At 65.6% G+C, this 15,837-nt stretch carries 15 protein-coding genes; 2 read left to right on the top strand and 13 right to left on the bottom strand.

From position 1 onward, the window contains the following. Positions 1-20 precede the first annotated feature (20 nt). The 4 genes from ACZ9CK_RS08150 to ACZ9CK_RS08135 form a co-directional block, all read right to left on the bottom strand. Entirely contained in the window at positions 21-1,034 is a 1,014-nt protein-coding gene (locus ACZ9CK_RS08150) for an isopenicillin N synthase family dioxygenase (protein WP_476049720.1), read from the bottom strand. A gap of 118 nt (positions 1,035-1,152) precedes the next feature. Then, positions 1,153-3,321 carry a bifunctional polysaccharide deacetylase/glycosyltransferase family 2 protein gene (locus ACZ9CK_RS08145; RefSeq protein WP_476049719.1) on the bottom strand — a complete coding sequence of 723 codons (2,169 nt, stop codon included), beginning with the start codon at positions 3,319-3,321 and terminating at the stop codon, positions 1,153-1,155. Further along, entirely contained in the window at positions 3,318-3,770 is a 453-nt protein-coding gene (locus tag ACZ9CK_RS08140) for a hypothetical protein (RefSeq protein WP_476049718.1), read from the bottom strand. The genes ACZ9CK_RS08145 and ACZ9CK_RS08140 overlap by 4 nt, the downstream gene beginning before the upstream one ends. A 12-nt stretch (positions 3,771-3,782) precedes the next feature. Further along, positions 3,783-4,985: a low temperature requirement protein A gene (locus ACZ9CK_RS08135; RefSeq protein WP_476049717.1), complete on the bottom strand. Its 1,203-nt coding sequence runs from the start codon at positions 4,983-4,985 to the stop codon at positions 3,783-3,785. 99 nt (positions 4,986-5,084) lie between these two features. Here ACZ9CK_RS08135 and ACZ9CK_RS08130 point away from each other — a divergent pair, with 99 nt between their 5' ends. Then, positions 5,085-5,570: an NUDIX hydrolase gene (locus ACZ9CK_RS08130; RefSeq protein ID WP_476049716.1), complete on the top strand. Its 486-nt coding sequence runs from the start codon at positions 5,085-5,087 to the stop codon at positions 5,568-5,570. Between the two features lie 12 nt (positions 5,571-5,582). Here ACZ9CK_RS08130 and ACZ9CK_RS08125 read toward each other — a convergent pair whose 3' ends face one another. Continuing rightward, on the bottom strand, positions 5,583-7,280 hold the full coding sequence (locus ACZ9CK_RS08125) for a sensor histidine kinase (RefSeq protein WP_426303312.1): 1,698 nt from the start codon (positions 7,278-7,280) through the stop codon (positions 5,583-5,585). Positions 7,281-7,545: 265 nt separating this feature from the next. Here ACZ9CK_RS08125 and ACZ9CK_RS08120 point away from each other — a divergent pair, with 265 nt between their 5' ends. Continuing rightward, positions 7,546-8,334 (top strand): response regulator transcription factor, encoded by a 789-nt coding sequence (locus tag ACZ9CK_RS08120; RefSeq protein WP_476049715.1) that lies wholly within the window; start codon positions 7,546-7,548, stop codon positions 8,332-8,334. Positions 8,335-8,352: 18 nt separating this feature from the next. On the opposite strand, the gene ACZ9CK_RS08115 is transcribed toward ACZ9CK_RS08120, so the two are convergent. From ACZ9CK_RS08115 to ACZ9CK_RS08080, 8 genes are all read right to left on the bottom strand, one after another. Then, a complete protein-coding gene (locus ACZ9CK_RS08115; RefSeq protein WP_476049714.1) occupies positions 8,353-8,697 on the bottom strand; it encodes an Hpt domain-containing protein in 345 nt (114 codons plus the stop codon). A 228-nt stretch (positions 8,698-8,925) separates the two neighbouring features. Continuing rightward, on the bottom strand, positions 8,926-9,810 hold the full coding sequence (locus tag ACZ9CK_RS08110; protein WP_476049713.1) for a type II secretion system F family protein: 885 nt from the start codon (positions 9,808-9,810) through the stop codon (positions 8,926-8,928). 8 nt (positions 9,811-9,818) lie between these two features. Further along, positions 9,819-10,751, bottom strand: a complete 933-nt coding sequence (locus ACZ9CK_RS08105; protein WP_476049712.1) for a type II secretion system F family protein — start codon at positions 10,749-10,751, stop codon at positions 9,819-9,821. Between the two features lie 7 nt (positions 10,752-10,758). Next, positions 10,759-12,183 carry a TadA family conjugal transfer-associated ATPase gene (locus ACZ9CK_RS08100; RefSeq protein WP_426303307.1) on the bottom strand — a complete coding sequence of 475 codons (1,425 nt, stop codon included), beginning with the start codon at positions 12,181-12,183 and terminating at the stop codon, positions 10,759-10,761. 171 nt (positions 12,184-12,354) lie between these two features. Further along, positions 12,355-13,548, bottom strand: coding sequence for a CpaE/TadZ family protein (locus ACZ9CK_RS08095; RefSeq protein WP_426303306.1), 1,194 nt, complete (start codon positions 13,546-13,548; stop codon positions 12,355-12,357). Further along, complete coding sequence (gene cpaB / locus ACZ9CK_RS08090; protein WP_426303305.1) at positions 13,545-14,315, bottom strand: Flp pilus assembly protein CpaB; 771 nt, start codon at positions 14,313-14,315, stop codon at positions 13,545-13,547. The genes ACZ9CK_RS08095 and cpaB overlap by 4 nt, the downstream gene beginning before the upstream one ends. A gap of 33 nt (positions 14,316-14,348) precedes the next feature. Continuing rightward, positions 14,349-15,380, bottom strand: a complete 1,032-nt coding sequence (locus ACZ9CK_RS08085) for a Tad domain-containing protein (RefSeq protein ID WP_426303304.1) — start codon at positions 15,378-15,380, stop codon at positions 14,349-14,351. Beyond that, positions 15,368-15,742 carry a TadE/TadG family type IV pilus assembly protein gene (locus ACZ9CK_RS08080; RefSeq protein ID WP_426303303.1) on the bottom strand — a complete coding sequence of 125 codons (375 nt, stop codon included), beginning with the start codon at positions 15,740-15,742 and terminating at the stop codon, positions 15,368-15,370. Before ACZ9CK_RS08080 ends, ACZ9CK_RS08085 begins: the two co-directional genes overlap by 13 nt. Positions 15,743-15,837: the final 95 nt, after the last annotated feature.

The following is a 15,837-nucleotide window of genomic DNA, read 5'->3' as shown; positions in this document are numbered from 1 at the left end:
GCTTCGCGCGGCGGCCTGGGTCAGTCCTTCAGCAGGTCGGCGTGCTGCGCGGCCACCACGTTCGGGTGGGCGCGGAGCCGGTACCGCAGGGCGTTGTCGCCGTAGGTTTCCAGGATGGGGCTGTTGGTCGGATCGACGGACAGTCCCCGCGCCCTGGCCTGGAATTCCTGGTTGACGGCCAACTGCGGCATGCGGGCGTCCAGTGCCGGGTTGTAGAAGAACGGCAGGGAGATCCGGTCCGTGCCGCGCAGCGGCGAGATGACCCGGTGCAGGGTCGCCTTGAGGTAGCCGTTGGTGGCGAGCTCAAGCATTTCGCCGATGTTCACCACGAAGCTTCCGGGCACCTGCGGGGCATCGATCCAGCTCCCCTCGTGCTCTACCTGCAGGCCGCCCTTGCCTGGTTCCACCAGCAGCAGGGTCAGCACGCCGCCGTCGCGGTGCGAGCCCACGCCCTGCTTCGGATCCGGATCGGATTCCCCCGGGTACCGCACGATCTTGAGCACGGGAAAGGCACGGGCGGCGAACGCTTCGTCAAAGGTGTCCTCCGGGGCACCCAGGGAAAGGGCGAGTGCCCTCAGCAGATCCAGGGACACCGAGCTCAGCCGCTCCATCCATTCGGCAACGATGCCCCGCATCTCGGGCAGCGCCTCCGGCCAGAGGTTGGGCCCTTCGAGCCGCCAGTAGTCGGCGACCCCGGGGCCAGGCTGCACCGGGTCGCGCTCGACGCCGATGTCGATCTGCTCGCGCCAGTCGACCGCCCCGGCGGTCAGCTCGCCGCCCATCCTCGTGTAGCCCCGGAACTGCGGGCTGTTGACGTTTTCCAAGGCGAGTTTCTGATCCTCCGGCAGCTCGAAGAAGCGCCGCGAAACATCGAGCATCGCGTCGGTGAGCTCCTGCGGAATGCCGTGACCGGACAAGTACAGGAAACCGACTTCGTGCATGGCGTCCCGGAGCTCGTCCCGGAAGCGGGCCGCCTCCTCCGGGCCCGCGTGCAGCCGGGAAAAATCGAGCACGGGCAAAGTCTCAAGTGCCACCGCAATATTCCTTTTCATCGGACTTGGCAAGCTGCAGCTTGTAGTGGCTCCCATGTTACGTACAGGCTGCGATGGTGCCTACCAGGCGGTCGAAAAAGGGACAGTCGCGCAGTCGTGGCTAGCTTTCGCGGTGCGCAGCCGGCGGGACGCGCAGGCTGCCGTACCTCTCCATCCGGTGCCAGCGCAGGTGCAGTCCAGCCACGGCGGTCACCAGGGAGTGGATGACCACGACATACATCAGCTGCCGGTACACGAACTGCTGCAGCGGCAGCGCCCACAGCGGACGCAGCGGCTCCTTGTCCAGCCGGAATGCGTAGGCAGCCATCAGGAACTGCACCAGCAGGAAACCGAGCCAGAGCGCGGCAATCCGCACCGGATCCAGGAAGAACAGTCCGTAAAGGGCGAAGACATCCACGACAGGAGCGAACAGAGGCAGCAACACCTGGAGGACCAGCAGGTAACCGAGGCCGCGCCGGCCGAGTTTGCCGGCGGCTCCGCCTTGGACGATGGCGCGGCGATGCTTCCACATTGCCTGCAGCGTGCCGTAGCACCAGCGGTACCGCTGGCGCCACAGGGCGCCCAGGGTCGCCGGAGCCTCGGTCCAGGCCCGTGCGTCGTCCTGGTACACAACACGCCAGCCATCGCGGCACAGTGACATCGTCAGGTCGGTGTCTTCGGCAAGGGTATCCTCGCTCACTCCGCCGACCCCGAGCAGGGCCTCCCGCCGGAAGGCACCGATCGCCCCCGGTACGGTCGGCATGCATTCCGCGAGGTCGAACAGGCGGCGGTCCAGGTTGAAGCCGACCACATATTCGATGTGCTGCCAGGCGCCGAGGACGCCGCCGCGGTTCACGACCTTGGTGTTGCCCGATACCGCGCCCACCGCCGGATCGGCGAAGGGCTGGATGAGGGCGTGGACCGTGCCGGGTTCGAACACGGTGTCGCCGTCGACCATCACCACGAGCCCATGCGTGGCGGCCTCCAGCCCGGCGTTCAGGGCGGACGGCTTGCCTCCGTTCGCCTTCCGGATGACCGTGACGCGGGGAAGCGCAAGCGCCTCCACGAGGTCCGCGGTGCCGTCGGTGGAGCCGTCGTCGACGACGATGATCTCCAGCGGGTGGGTCGATGCGGCGATGGACCGCACGGCGGCCTCGATCCCCGCGGCCTCGTTGTATGCGGGGACGATCACGGTGACCGGCTCCGTGACCTCGGGGCGGACTGCGACGTCCACGCGGCGCCGGCCGCGTCCGCTCGCCCTGAGGCGCCGGGCCATGCGGCTGTGGCGGGCCGCGAAGCCGACGACGAGCACGGCGCGGGCAAGCGTCACGACGCCGGCCACGATGAGTGCCCATGAGATGGCTGTGACGACGAAGTCGCTGAGCCTGATGCCGCACACAAACGCCGTGCCGCTGAGCTGCTCCGGCGCGGAGGCTGGCCGCATGCTCCCGATGCCGACGGCGGCGCCGACGGTTGTCACCTTATAGCCCTGGTCCGCCCACCGCGAGAGGGTGGAGTCCAGGGCGGCGACGGTCTCCTCCCGGTCGCCGCCGCCGTCGTGCATCAGGACAACCTGGCCGTCCCGGCCGGGCGAGGCGAGCCTCTGCTCGATCGCCGCGACACCAGGCCGCTGCCAGTCCTTGCTGTCGAGGGTGCTGAAGACGCTCAGGTACCCGTCGTCCGCAAGGTCCTGCATCGCCGCCCAGGTCCCGTCGTTGATCGCGTCGTTCCCCGAGCTGTAGGGCGGGCGCAGGAGGGACGCCGCCTGGCCGGTGATGCCGGTGATCACCTTCTGTGCCCCCTGGACTTCGAGCTGCCGGCGCCATTGCGGGGCATTGCCAAGGTCGGCGTGGGTCAGGGTGTGCACGCCGATCTCATGGCCCTCGGCAACGATCCGCTTCACCAGCTCCGGGTTGTCGATGGCCGCGGAGCCGACCAGGAAGAAGGTCGCGTGGACGTGGTGTTTCCGGAGGACGTCAAGGATCCGGGGCGTCCACACGGGGTCGGGTCCGTCGTCGAAAGTCAGGGCGAGGGTTCGCTCCGGCGGACGGACGGCGCGGACGGCGCCCCCGCGGGAGTCGACCACGGGACCCCCGCCGCTTACTGACTTGGGGACGGTGGAGGCCGGCCCGGCTGCCGGCGCGGAATCGTCGCTGATTCCGGCGAGGTGATGCATGTAGCCCTGGACGAGAAGCGCGGCGGCTATCGAACACAGGACTGCCAGCAGGATCAACCAGTGGGCCCTGACGCCGGCCGGAACCGGGCGCCGGGTCGGACGGCGGGTGCTCACGGGTGCGTGGGGGTGGCTCGCCGCTTGGCCTGGCCGGGGGCCTCGTCGTTCTTGGCCGGATTCGTCGCGGTAACGGCGGGAGCGGTCGCGGGCTGGGGTGCGGCCGTGGCCGGGGCGGCAGCAGGCACGGCCTGCGGCTGAGCCAACGGTTCGACGGCGGGCGGCGCGACGGGTTCGGCGGCCGGGGTCCCGTTGCCCGTCGGCTGGGCTTCCTTGGATGGTGCCGGACGGTCGGCCGCGGGGACCGGCAAAGGCAGGTAGGGCGCGGCCACGTTGGAGCCCCCGGTGAAGGCGATCAGCAGCAGGACGACGTATCCGGCCACCAATGCTGCGGCTGCGAGACCTGCAATTTTGACCTTCCGCAGGCGCCGCCCCGAGGCATCCACAAAAATCGGCCCCTGTGGATTCAGGGGCTGGACACGAACGGGGTTTTGTTTAAGGTCTGCCATCGAGCATCGATTTTAGCGGATCCGGTCTCCACCTCCCAAAGGAGAGCCCACGCGCCGCCTTCTCTTCGCCTCCACGTAGGCGGTGACAAGGACCAGGAGCAACACCGCAAGGGCAAGCATGGCGAGGGCGGGGACCTGCACACCCAGCGGGATGAGCAGCACAGCGATGACGATCGTCGGGAGCGCCCACGGCAGCACTGATCGCGGCGGCTGCCCGTATCGGAGGGCCACCATTGCGTTGCACGCATAGAAGAGGGCAATTCCGCCGCCGAGCGAGATCCCCGAGCCGATCGGCAAAGGCTCGAACGGCTCCGGGATCGCGGTGGCGATTGCGCCGGCGATCGCCGTCACGCCGACCACCAGCAGGAACGGGAGGAACAAGGTGGTCACGAGGATTCCGGTGAAATCGGACCGGGACTGCAGGCGCTCGAGGCCCGCTGCCATGGTGCCGGTTCCGTACTGGAAAAACGCCCAGCCGAGGAAGGCGACGATGAGGAATCCGAGCCCGCCGGCCCCGCCTGCACCCGCGCCCCAGTCGTCCGAGACTTCAAGGACGATCGTGAAGACTGATTCGCCGAGGACGATGATGACGAACAGGCCGAGGCGCTCGGCCGCGTGCTCGATGTTGATGCCGGCCACGCCGCGGTCGGGCCAGAGGCGCCCGCCGAGCACCGCCATGACGACCTCGACGGCGATCGCGGCCGCCCACAGGATCACCGCAATGTGGAGCGGCAGGAAGGCCGCCACCAGCCAGAGGACCGCGGTTCCCCCGTTGTAGGTCCAGATGCGCCATGCCGTTCCTGCCGGTGTTTCGCGGTGTTGGCGCAGCCACAGCGCCAGCAGGACGAGTCGCAGGGCAGCGTTCGCCAACGAAAAGGCCCAGGCCCGCTCACCGAAAGCCCCCGGCGCGGCGGCGGCCATCACGCCCGCTGAGGCCATGGCCGCCACCATCGCAACACCCAGGGCCCGGGACGACAGGCGAGGCAGGAGGTTGACCACCGATGCGATGTTCACCCAGGCCCACCAGGCCGGGAAGAAGAGCAGGACGAACGTGCCGAATTCGGCCCATCCGGGGTCGCCGTGGATCCCGTGTGCGAGCTGCCCCACAAAAGCGACGAAGACGAGGTCGAAGAACAGTTCCATCCAGTGCACGCGGCGCGGATCGCGGGCCACTTCGTGGCTCCATCCGCCGGGCGCCGGCGACTTATCCATCATCCACCAATGCTAGTGCGGAACCGGCGCCCCGAAAGGGCCCGGATACCCTGGGAACCCGGGATGTCTTAGGAACGGATACCTTAGGGACATGGAGCGCAAGTGAAGGTCCTCAGCGCAGGGATCCTGCTGTACCGCCGCAGCGCCGAAGGCGGCCTTGAGGTGTGGATCGCCCACATGGGCGGACCGTTCTGGGCGGGAAAAGAGGAACACGCGTGGTCCATTCCAAAGGGTGAATATCCCTCCGGGGAGGACCCTTGGCTGGCCGCCCGGCGCGAGTTCGCCGAGGAGATGGGCGTGCCTGCCCCGCCCGCCGACTACTTCGGCCTCGGCGCCTTCAAGCAACCGTCGGGCAAGGTCATCACGGTCTTCGCCGCCGAATCCGACTTCGGCCCTGAGGAGATCCTGAGCAACACCTTTCCGCTGGAATGGCCGAAGGGATCAGGCACGGTCCAAAACTTTCCCGAGATCGACCACGCGGAGTGGACATCGGTACCCGAAGCCCGCACCAGGCTGGTCCGGGGTCAAGTACCCCTTCTCGACGCACTGCTGGTTCATCTGGGGGAACAGGGGCCCGGCGCTCGATGAGCACGACCGGCCCTAATTGAGCGCCGGCGGACCAGACTCCGGACTTCCGGACGGCCCGGCAGGCAGCGCCACGGTGAACGTGCTTCCCTGCCCGGGCCTGCTGTTGCAGGTGATGCTGCCTCCGTGGCGTTCCACGATGGACTTGGTGATGGACAGGCCCAGCCCGACGCCCGGGATCGCCGCCTGGCGGGCAGCGCTTGTCCGGAAGAAGCGGGTGAAGATCCTGGCCGTCTCGTCTTCAGTCATGCCCATGCCGGTGTCCTGCACCTCAAGCCGGACCCAGCCGTCGTCCCGCGTTGCCCTGACGCTCACCAGGCCGCCGCCCGGCGAATACTTGATGGCGTTGGAAACCAGGTTGTCCAGGGCCTGGCCCAGCCGCAGCGGATCGGCGTCCGCCCACAGGGGCGCCGGCACGTCGGCAACCAGGCCGACATTGGCCGCGTCCGCCTGGGCCCGGGCGGAACCCAGGCTGTTCTCAACGAGACCGGCCAGATCCGTCCGGCGCAGCTGCACGCTCTCGACCGACGCGGCTGACGACAGCAGGTCCTCCACAAGGACCCTGAGCCTCTCGGCATTCCGCTCCGCGACCTCCAGGCCCCGCCTTGTTCCTGCTTGGAGGTCGGGGGCTCCGCGCATCACGATATCGAGGTTGCCGAGGATCGAGGTCAGGGGTCCGCCGAATTCATGGGAAACGTTGGCAACCAATTCGTCCTTGGCCGCAAGGGCGTTGACGACGTCGGTCAGGTCCCGGAAGAAGACCACGGCCCCGCCGAACCCGCCGTCGACGTCGTTCCTCATGCCGCGCGCGGCGGTCGAGATCGCCCGCTGTTCCGTCCCGGCACCAAACCACAGCAGATAGTCGGAAAAGGTTTCCCCTTGCACCGCCCTTTGGACGGGGTCCCTTTCGGGAGGGAGCGGGGTCTGGCGGTCCTGGCCGAAAACCAGCCGGTTCCCTTTGGCCGCCGCGGAGCCCCCGCCCGCGGGCGCCGCCAATCCCAGAAATGCTTTCTGCTGGTTGTTGACCAACAGCGTTTCACCTTTGGAATCCACCGCGACAATTCCGACGTCGATGGTGTCCAGGATGGTTTTCAGCAGTGTCTCGCGCTCCCTGCTGGCAGCAAGCAATTGCCTCAGGACCTGGTCCCGGTGCTTCACCCGCCGCTGCTGGAGCCGGGCGTACGAACCGGCCAGCCGGATGGAGAGGGCGACCGCAAACATCATCAGGGGCAAGAGAACGACCGCGGAAATATCCGATGCCGTGGGCTTGGGAAGGTGGGCGATAAGCGGGGGCAGCCCAATAAGAAAGGGGCCCGCAAAGCTCAGAATGAGGCTCGTCTTGGAAAGCATCCCCGAGGCGGCCAGCCAGATCACCGGAAAAACGGAAAGCACGGTGAGGCCCGGTACCACGCTGAACGCGCCATTCCGGGTGAAACAAAGAGCCAGCAGGTCAAGCATGGGAATGGCCAGGCTTATCTTTGGTTCCAGGCGCTCCCACGGAACCAGCAGGCAACTCAGGAACAGGATTCCATGGAGGACGGCCCCGGTTGCAAACGCCCAATTCTCGAGCAGGCCCGGCCAAACGTGCGGTGCCGCAATCACCAGGCCGGCGATGATGATCGTCAGCGGTATTTCACAGACAGCCAGCCGTACCCGCGGCCCGAGTTTCCTGAAGAAACGGCCGGCGGTGCGGAGAATAGCCTGCTCGCTCAAGGCAGGACCTTTCGTTGGCGAGACGCTGGAAGAATTGATGCCTCGGGCGATTCTAGCAACAAGGGGTCAGGCGGCAAGAGGGCCCGTCCGCCGTCGTGACCACCAGCGGAAATGACGGCCCTGCACGGCAGACGCGGATCTTCAAGGCGGCACATATTCCACATATTAGGTGCCAAATAACTTCAATGCTTGTATCGTTGCTATTCGGAGACACTCCCGCATTGCGCTGGGCTGTGCGGCGGTGATCACCGACTCGAGGGTACAAATGAGCGAGCCTGGGGTAGCTGTAGTCATCGAGGATGACGAGGACGTCCGGAATTTGGTTGACGCCATCCTCAAGGAAGCCGGTTTTGTGGTGCATTCGGCCGCTACCGGGCGTGAAGGCGTGGAAGTCGTACGGCATCAACAGGCGGCGGTTGTCACCCTGGACATCGGGCTTCCGGATATGGACGGCCACGAAGTCCTGCGCCGGATCCGGCAATTCAGCGACGCGTATGTGCTGATGCTGACGGCCCGGCAGGACGAAAGCGAAACGCTGACGGCGTTCCTCACGGGCGCCGACGATTACGTCAAGAAGCCATTCCTCCCCCGCGAGTTGCGCGCCCGGGTCACGGCGATGATGCGCAGGCCCCGCGCCGGGGATGTGCCGGCCTTTCCCGGCACGCTGCCCGACGGCGGCCAGGGCACCGGCGATTCGAGCCGCGCCGACGAGCCGGAAAATGCGGTCATCAAGCACAATGGTCTGGCACTCAACTACAAGACCCGCATGGTTTCCCTTCAGGGTTCCGTGCTGAATTTGACCAGAAGCGAATTCGACCTGCTATTTGACCTCCTTCGCGCCAAGGGGCAAGTGCGGACGAGGACCGATCTGGTTAGGGCAGCGCGCGGCGATTACTACGACGACGACGCATATATCAGCGAAGCGGACGAAAGAGCTGTTGAAACCCATATCGGCAACCTTCGCCGGAAACTCCACGAAGATCCGCAATCACCACGGTTCCTGCTGACCGTCCGGGGTATCGGATACCGGCTCGCTCCCAAACGGGTGGACTAGCCGGCACCATCCGGGCCGCTATTCATTCCTGAGGACGTAACTGCCCCGCAGTTCAAGGACCGTTGCATGGCCGCATTCGGCAACTGCGGCAAGCAGGGACCGGAGGTCACTGATATCGCCGTTCCGGATATGCTCCTCGAATTGCCCTGCCAATAGCGCAAGGCGGACTCCTCCGACCATTGTTGAGGAGGTTTTGAGGCTGAGGATTGCGTCCAGGGCTCCGGCTTCGTCGCCACGTTCCACGGCACCTGCGAGGGCTTCGTACCTCAGGGTCCAAAGTTTCGCGAAATCGCTGGCGAAGCTGCGGGCAATGAGCGGATTGTCAAGTTGGTCTTCCAGCAGCTGGAATGCGGCCAAGTCCAATAACGGTTGTTTGTGCCCTCCGGCCGGAAGCCAGCTGGAACCATTGACGGAACCCGTGTGGTCGGGTTCCACATCGCCGGTTTCGATTGGACCTGGACTGAACATAGCTCAATGCTACTTTCTGAATTCCGGAAAAGCGGTTCTTGTGGTTTTCCTGAGGAAATCTTAAGACTTCCGGGATTGGCGACTTTTACCGGGGGGCCGAATTCCAGTAATGGAATATCAGTTTCATCCGCCGCTGAAGGTGGCGATGGTGTTGATGACGGCCGGTCCCAGGATGGCGATGAACAGCACGGGAAAAATGAAGAACAGCAGGGGGAAGAGAATCGTCACCGGAAGCTTCATTGCCTTCTCCTCGGCACGCTGGCGGCGTTTCACCCGCATGACCTTCGCCTGGACCCGAAGGACCCGGCTGATGGCAATGCCGTAGGTGTCCGCTTGGATGACGGCCTGCACGAAGCTTCGGAGTTCGGGAACGTTGGACCGTTCGGCCAGGGCAAGGTAGGACTCGCGGCGGCTGCGGCCAACCTGCATGTCCTGGAGCGTCCGCACCAGTTCCTCGGCCAGCGGACCCTTGCCGTTTTCGCCGGCACGCGCCATGGCGCCTTCGAAACCGAGGCCCGCCTCGACCGAAATCAGCATTTGGTCCATGGTGTTGGCAAGTTCCAGTTGCATGGTCTTTTGCCGTTCCTGTCCCTTGCTGTAGAGCATCAGGTCCGGAATGAAGTAGCCCAGCAACACCACGAAAATGCCCACCAGCTTCAGGACCGCGCTATCGCTGTTGGCTCCGATGTAGAAGCCCAGCAGCGCACCGCAGAGACCGAGCACCGGCTTGGCGGCGAGGACGCGCCCCAGCGGGAGGGACGGGGGACGGCCCGCCAGGGAGAGCAAACGGTCCAGTTTCTGGACGTAGCTTCCGGGGGTCAGCCTGTAGCCGAGGCTTTCGAGCGCGCTGCCGCGTCGCTGCGGACCGGCTTCGACGGCGCCTCCCCCGCGTGCAAGGAGCTCCCGGACGGAACGCTGGGTCCTGCGGTCCACCGAAAGGACCGACCACGCCAGGTAGGCAATCGGCAGCGGCACCAGCAGCAGGGACAAGAGGAGCAGGAGATTCATGCTTCACCTCAAAACTTCAGGTCGATGATCTTGCGCATCCAGAGACCGCCGATGGTCATGAGGACGGCCGACGCCGCAATCATGGCCCAACCGAGCGGATGGGTGAACATCACGTTCATGTATCCGGGATTCACCACAGTGAGCAGAGTGACGATGCCGAAGGGAAGTGCCATCAGGATGTATCCGGAGAACTTTCCCTCTGCCGCGAGGGACTTGATGTGGCCCTTGATCTCGCTGCGCTCCCGGATGGTCTCGTTGACCTGGTCCAGGACTTCGGCCAGATTTCCGCCCACCTCACGGTTGATCTGGATGGCTTGCGCTATCCACACGAAGTCCTCGCTTTGCATCCGATCTGCTGTGTCATTGAGGGAGGCTTGGAGTTCACGGCCCAGGCTGGTTTCCGTAATGATGCGGCGCATCTCCTCGGCGGTCGGGCTGATCGATTCGGTGGCCGCGGCGTCTATCGCGCGGAGGATGCTGTGCCCCGCGCGCAGGCCGCCGGACAGCAGCTGGAGCGTATCGCCGAGCTGCTCATCGAACTTCGCGCGCCGCTTTCCGGTCCGGAACCTGGTGACGAGCTTCGCCACGAAGGGCGCCGGAATGAAGAACAGGACACCCAACAGGGGGCCGCCGGCGACAAGTCCGATCAGGGCGCCCACAAAGGCCCCCGCGATCACAAGGATGAAGAATTCCGCCTGGCTGGTCCGCAGCCCGGCGTTCTCCAGCTCCTCACGGTTGAACAGCCGGACATTGCGCCGCTCCAGGACCCCATGGATGGCGCCGGAGGCAGAACCCGCGAAGCGCGTCAGTTGGGAGCCGGGACCCGCTTGGTAGGGCCGCCTCCGGTCCAAGGGAACCCCGGGACTCTTGGGCAGGATCACCGCGACGCCGAAAAGCAGGATGGCGCCGAGCATGAAAGCTGTTCCGGTCAGGAGGATCATGGCTCGCTCACACCCTCACGGCCGACGCCAGGGGCGCGGCGAACACCTCGGGGGAAACATGGATTCCCAGGTCATTGAAGCGGTCGATGAACCGGGGCCGGATGCCGGTGGACACCGGCCGGCCGAGGAACGTCCCATGCGCGTCCACGCCCGCCGAGTAGTCGAAGACAAACGCGTCCTGCAAGGTGACGACCTCCCCTTCCATGCCCTGCACCTCCGTCACATGGGTGATCCGCCGCGTACCGTCCCGCAGGCGGGAGATTTGGATGATGAGATTCACCGCGGACGCTATTTGTTCACGGATCGCCCGTAGCGGCAGGTCCATGCCAGCCATGAGGACCAGGGTTTCAAGACGAGCCACTGCGTCACGCGGGGAATTCGAGTGGACAGTGGAAAGCGAGCCGTCGTGACCGGTGTTCATCGCCTGCAGCATGTCCAGGGACTCGCCGCCACGGACTTCGCCGACGACGATCCTGTCCGGGCGCATGCGTAGCGAGTTCCTGAGCAACTCCCTGATGGTGACCTCGCCCTTGCCCTCGGTGTTCGGGGGCCTGCTTTCGAGCCTCACCACGTGCCGCTGCTGGATCTGCAGCTCCACCGCATCCTCGATGGTGACGATGCGGTTGTCATCGGGGATGAAGGATGAAAGGACATTGAGCAGGGTCGTCTTCCCCGTGCCGGTGCCGCCGGAAACGATGATGTTCAGCTTCGCCTTGACGCAGGCGTTAAGGAGTTCGGCCATTTCGGGGGTGAGTGTGCCGAAATCGATCAGGTTCCTCACGGTCAGCGGCACCTTGCTGAACTTCCGGATGGTCAGGGACGAACCGCCGACGGCGAGTGGCGGGATCACGGCGTTGACACGGGATCCGTCTTCGAGCCGTGCGTCGACGAGCGGGGACGATTCGTCGATCCGGCGGCCCACTTTGGACACGATCCGCTCGATCACCCGCCGGAGGTGCTCTTCCGAGCTGAAGCCGGAGTCCGTCAGGATCAGCTTGCCTTTTCGTTCGACGTAGATCTGGTCCATCCTGTTGACCATGATTTCGGTGATATCCGGGTCGTCCAGCAGCCGCTGGAGCGGCCCGTAGCCGAGGACGTCATCCGCCACGTCCCCCACGAGGCGGGTCCGCTCCTCGGCGGACAGCGGAACCTGCTCGGCGTCGACGATCCGGATCAATTCTTCCCGGGCCGTCGCCCGCAGCTCGTGTTCGCTCAGCGCCGAGTCGTTGAACCGGGCACCCAGACGCTCGAACAACGCTGTCGCGGCCCGCGCCTTGAGCGCGGCGAAGGCATCCACGGGCTGCTGGACCTTGGGCTTGCCTTGGTCCGCGTGCTCGACGAGCTTCAGGGAGGCATGGGTCTTTCCGGGACCGGCCGCCTTCCCCGGCGAGTAGGGCGTGGCCTGCTGTGCGAAGTCGGCTAAGGGGACCATGGCGGGCACCACCTCTCCACGGACCGTCTGTCCAGGCGCACCGGGCTCAGGACTCAACGCGGGACGGCTGAATTCCGGGCGGTTCATTGCGGGACGCGCACCTGGCGAGGCGGCACCGAAAGCTCGGCCGGCATTGTCCTCGGCGGCGCGCAGACGCTGCGAGAGTTTCAACTAGACCACGACCCTTCTGTGCAGTTGGCGCTGCGTGGTGGCACGCCACGCCGGATTGAAGCGTTCGACGAGTTGTTTGAGGCCTTTCACGGCCGGATCCTTCACTGCTTCCTGGAGCACGGGAACGCCGCGGTTGGTGGAAAGGGCAACAGCCTGCGACCGGGGAAGGCTCACATCGACAGGGGCGCCGATGTTGGCTTCGACGTCCTGGACCGACATGCCGGCCTTCGAATCGGCCATGTTGAGTACCACGTGGCGGGTTTCCGGCAGCAGGTCCAGCTTCCGCAGGATGTCCAGGCCCGCGCGGAGGCCGCGGACGCTTGGGACGTCCATGCCCGTGACCCACACAGCATCTGTGCACTGCTCGAGCGCGGCGAGACCGACTTCGGGCAGCCCCGGCGCGGTGTCCACCACCACGTACTGGAACTCCTCCGCCAGCTGTCCGAGCAGCCGGCTGACCTGTTCCGGAGTGATTTCGTCAGCCTCCACGGGGTCCTTGGGGGCGCACAAGGCGTAAATTCCTGCCGGATGAACGCTAAGGAACGCCTTGAGGACCAAGGAGTCCTGGCTTGCCGAGGGAGTAACCGCGTCGGTCACAGTGTGTTCAGGGTTGAGGTACAGGCCAGAGGCGACATCGCCGAACTGCAGGTCCAGGTCGACGATCACCACGCTCATCGGCGCGATCTTGCCCAGGCCCACGGCGATGTTCGTGGCGATCGTCGTCTTGCCCACGCCACCCTTGGGGGAAAAGACCCCGATCACCATGCCTTTGGGCGCGTGGGCCTGCTTCGGCTCCAGGGTGCGCTGGCGGCTGGCGAAGGACTGGCAGGCCCGCTCCAGCATGATGCGGATCTGTGCGACGTCCGCAGCGGGGCTCATGATGTCACGGATGCCTGAGCGCATGGCCTGCAGGACGAACCCGGATTCCGGTTCGGTGACGAGGATGACGCTCAGCTCGGGTGCACGGACGTCGAGGACTGTGGCCAGGCGCAGAGCCTCCTCCACCGGAACCTCGGGCCCCAGGATCAGCACTTCGAACTGTTCCTGGTTGAGGGCACCGAACAGCTCGGTCGGGTCGGACGGAAGGACATTGGTGAAGAAGGTCTGCACGCTTCCAGGCAGCCCGCCCGCCACGGCCTGGCGCAGCCGCTGGTCGAATTCGACATTCGGGGTGATCAGGACAAAGCGGCTCATTTGAAGACCTCGTTCCCGTCGACGATCCTGGGTCCGTTGACTTTCGCGTTCAGGGGCTCCTTGCTCAACCAGATCTTGGCGAACTCATTGGCGTACACGATCCTGGCAGCGTCCACATCGTTGACTGCAACGGTCAGGAGGAGCGATCCGTTCGGAAGCGTGGTGTCCTGCGGATCCGCAGCGGCCGCGCCCTGGCTCGGGGCCGGCGTCGACTGCGTAGCCGTGGCCGCCTGCGGGGCGCGCTGGATCGCCGTCACGAGGACCTTGTGGATGACCAGCTTGGTTGCTCCCGATTTGTCCTCGTCTTTTCCGGCGATCTGGGAGATGAACACGCCAATGTGGTCACCGGGGGCCAGGCGGCCGCCGATAACCCTCTGGGGTTCCAATTGGAAGGAGACCTCCTGGAGGCCCGCAGGCACCGTGACGTTGCCCGGCGTCTTGAGCTCGTCAGGGGCGACCAGGCGCTCGGCAAGAAGCGTCTCGCCGGGCACCAGGTCCACGGCGGCCACCTTGCCGGCTTCGTCGCCCAGCGTGTGCAGGGCCGTTTTCGGAACCGCGGATTCGGGCAGCTGCTGTGTTGCCAGTGAGGCCTTCATGGCCTCGACGGGCGTACCGGCGGGAACCGCCGTCTTGACGATCAGGACGTCGACCGGCGTGAGGTTCTGGACGGCACGCTGATCGGCAGCCTGGGCGTATGAGAAGACGAGGATCACTCCGATGACGGCGAGCAGCGCAGCTGCGGATCCGGCCAACAAGCGGGATTTCACTTGCTACTCCTGTTCAACATTGGGGGTGAAAGGCTAGTTGCTGAGGCGCACAATGGTCGCTCCGAAGGCGTCCACCGGGCCCAGCGAGTAGCCGTCGGCCAGGGACACGTACCTGACAAAGCTGCCGATGATTCCACGGCAGTTTCCGGTGCAGGAAAGCGCTGAGGGGACGTCCGGGCTTGAGTTGCGGAAGGCGTCCGGTGCGCTGCTGTTGCCGCTGAACTTCCACCCTGCCACCTTGAAGGCTGCGAAGGACACCAAGTGGTACACCGCACCGCTTCCGGTGCCGGTCACTGCGTTGAAGACGGGGAGGAGGACGATGACATCGCGGCCCGCAGTAATGTTGTCCGCCCACTTTTGGAGGGTGGCGGCGCAGTTGCCTGGCGCGCTGTTGCCCGGTGCACTTCCGCCCTCGCTGACCGCGAGGTCGATCGTCCCGCCGCAGACGCCGGGATCCTGGGTGATCCAGCCGAACCCGCCGGCCACGGCCGCACCCGAAGGGCCGTACAGGCAGCCGGGATTGGCGCCGGTTCCGTGGTCCTGCAGCAGTTGCAGGGCTCCCCCGATGTAGCCCTGCACCTGGCAGATGGAATAGGCAAGCGGAAAAGCAGTCCTGCCGGCATAGGCGCTGCCCCACTCGACCTTCGAGCTGGTCTCGACGTCCGCTGTGCCGAAGCCGAGGGCCCTCGCAAAGAAGAGTGAAACCCCGCCCTGGGGCCCACCGGCCTGTTTGGCTCCGCCCGTCACGGTGACCTTGCGGTTGACCAGGTCCAAGTTGACCGACTTGACGTTGCTCAAGCCGTCCACGGCGTTCTTGTTGACGAGGTCGGCTGCGTATTGGGAGGCTGCCAGGCAGTTGGGGTCGGCAACGTTCGCTGCGCATTTCTGGGCGACGGCGAGGGCAGCGGCATCGGTTCCGTTCTGCACCTGGGCCCGTTCGGAGTACAGCATTCCCGCATCCACTGCGAGGGCCGCGAACCCGAGGAGCACCACGAGCGCCAGTGCAATCAGCACGGCGACTCCGCCACGCTCGCCGTCTTCGCCGCGGGGCATCAGCCGGCGCATAGCATGACTCCTACGCCTTGCAGCGGGAACGGACCAGCAATTCCGGTGAGGGTGCTGAGGGTGTACTTGATGGTCAGCGACATCTGCCCGCCGGAGGAGCAGTTCGCCTGGCTGAAGGTGAAGTTGGCGTCCGCGAGCTGCGGGCTCAGGGAGACGGCCGCGTTCTTGGCCGCCGTCCTGGCTGCAGTCTGGTCGTTCGAGATCGCCATGACGCGGACTCCCTCGCGTGCCGCGTTGGAAAGGGACACCTGTGCGTTGTAGGCCCGCCCGAATTCCATGATTCCGAGAAGCAGGAGAACCAGGACGGGTGCCAGCAAGGCGAATTCGACTGCCACGGCACCGCGTTCTGAGTTCCTGGACATGGGAACTGCCTTTCGTGCTGCAGCGCTGTGTGCGTCTGAACGGAAGTTTCGGCTAGGGGGCGCCGTGAGTGGGATGGTGCAGGTGGGTGGGGACC

The sequence above is a fragment of the Arthrobacter sp. TE26545 genome, from assembly GCF_056279005.1.
The sequence above is the reverse complement of the archived record's forward strand: the minus strand, read 5'-3'. Positions and strand labels throughout refer to the sequence as shown.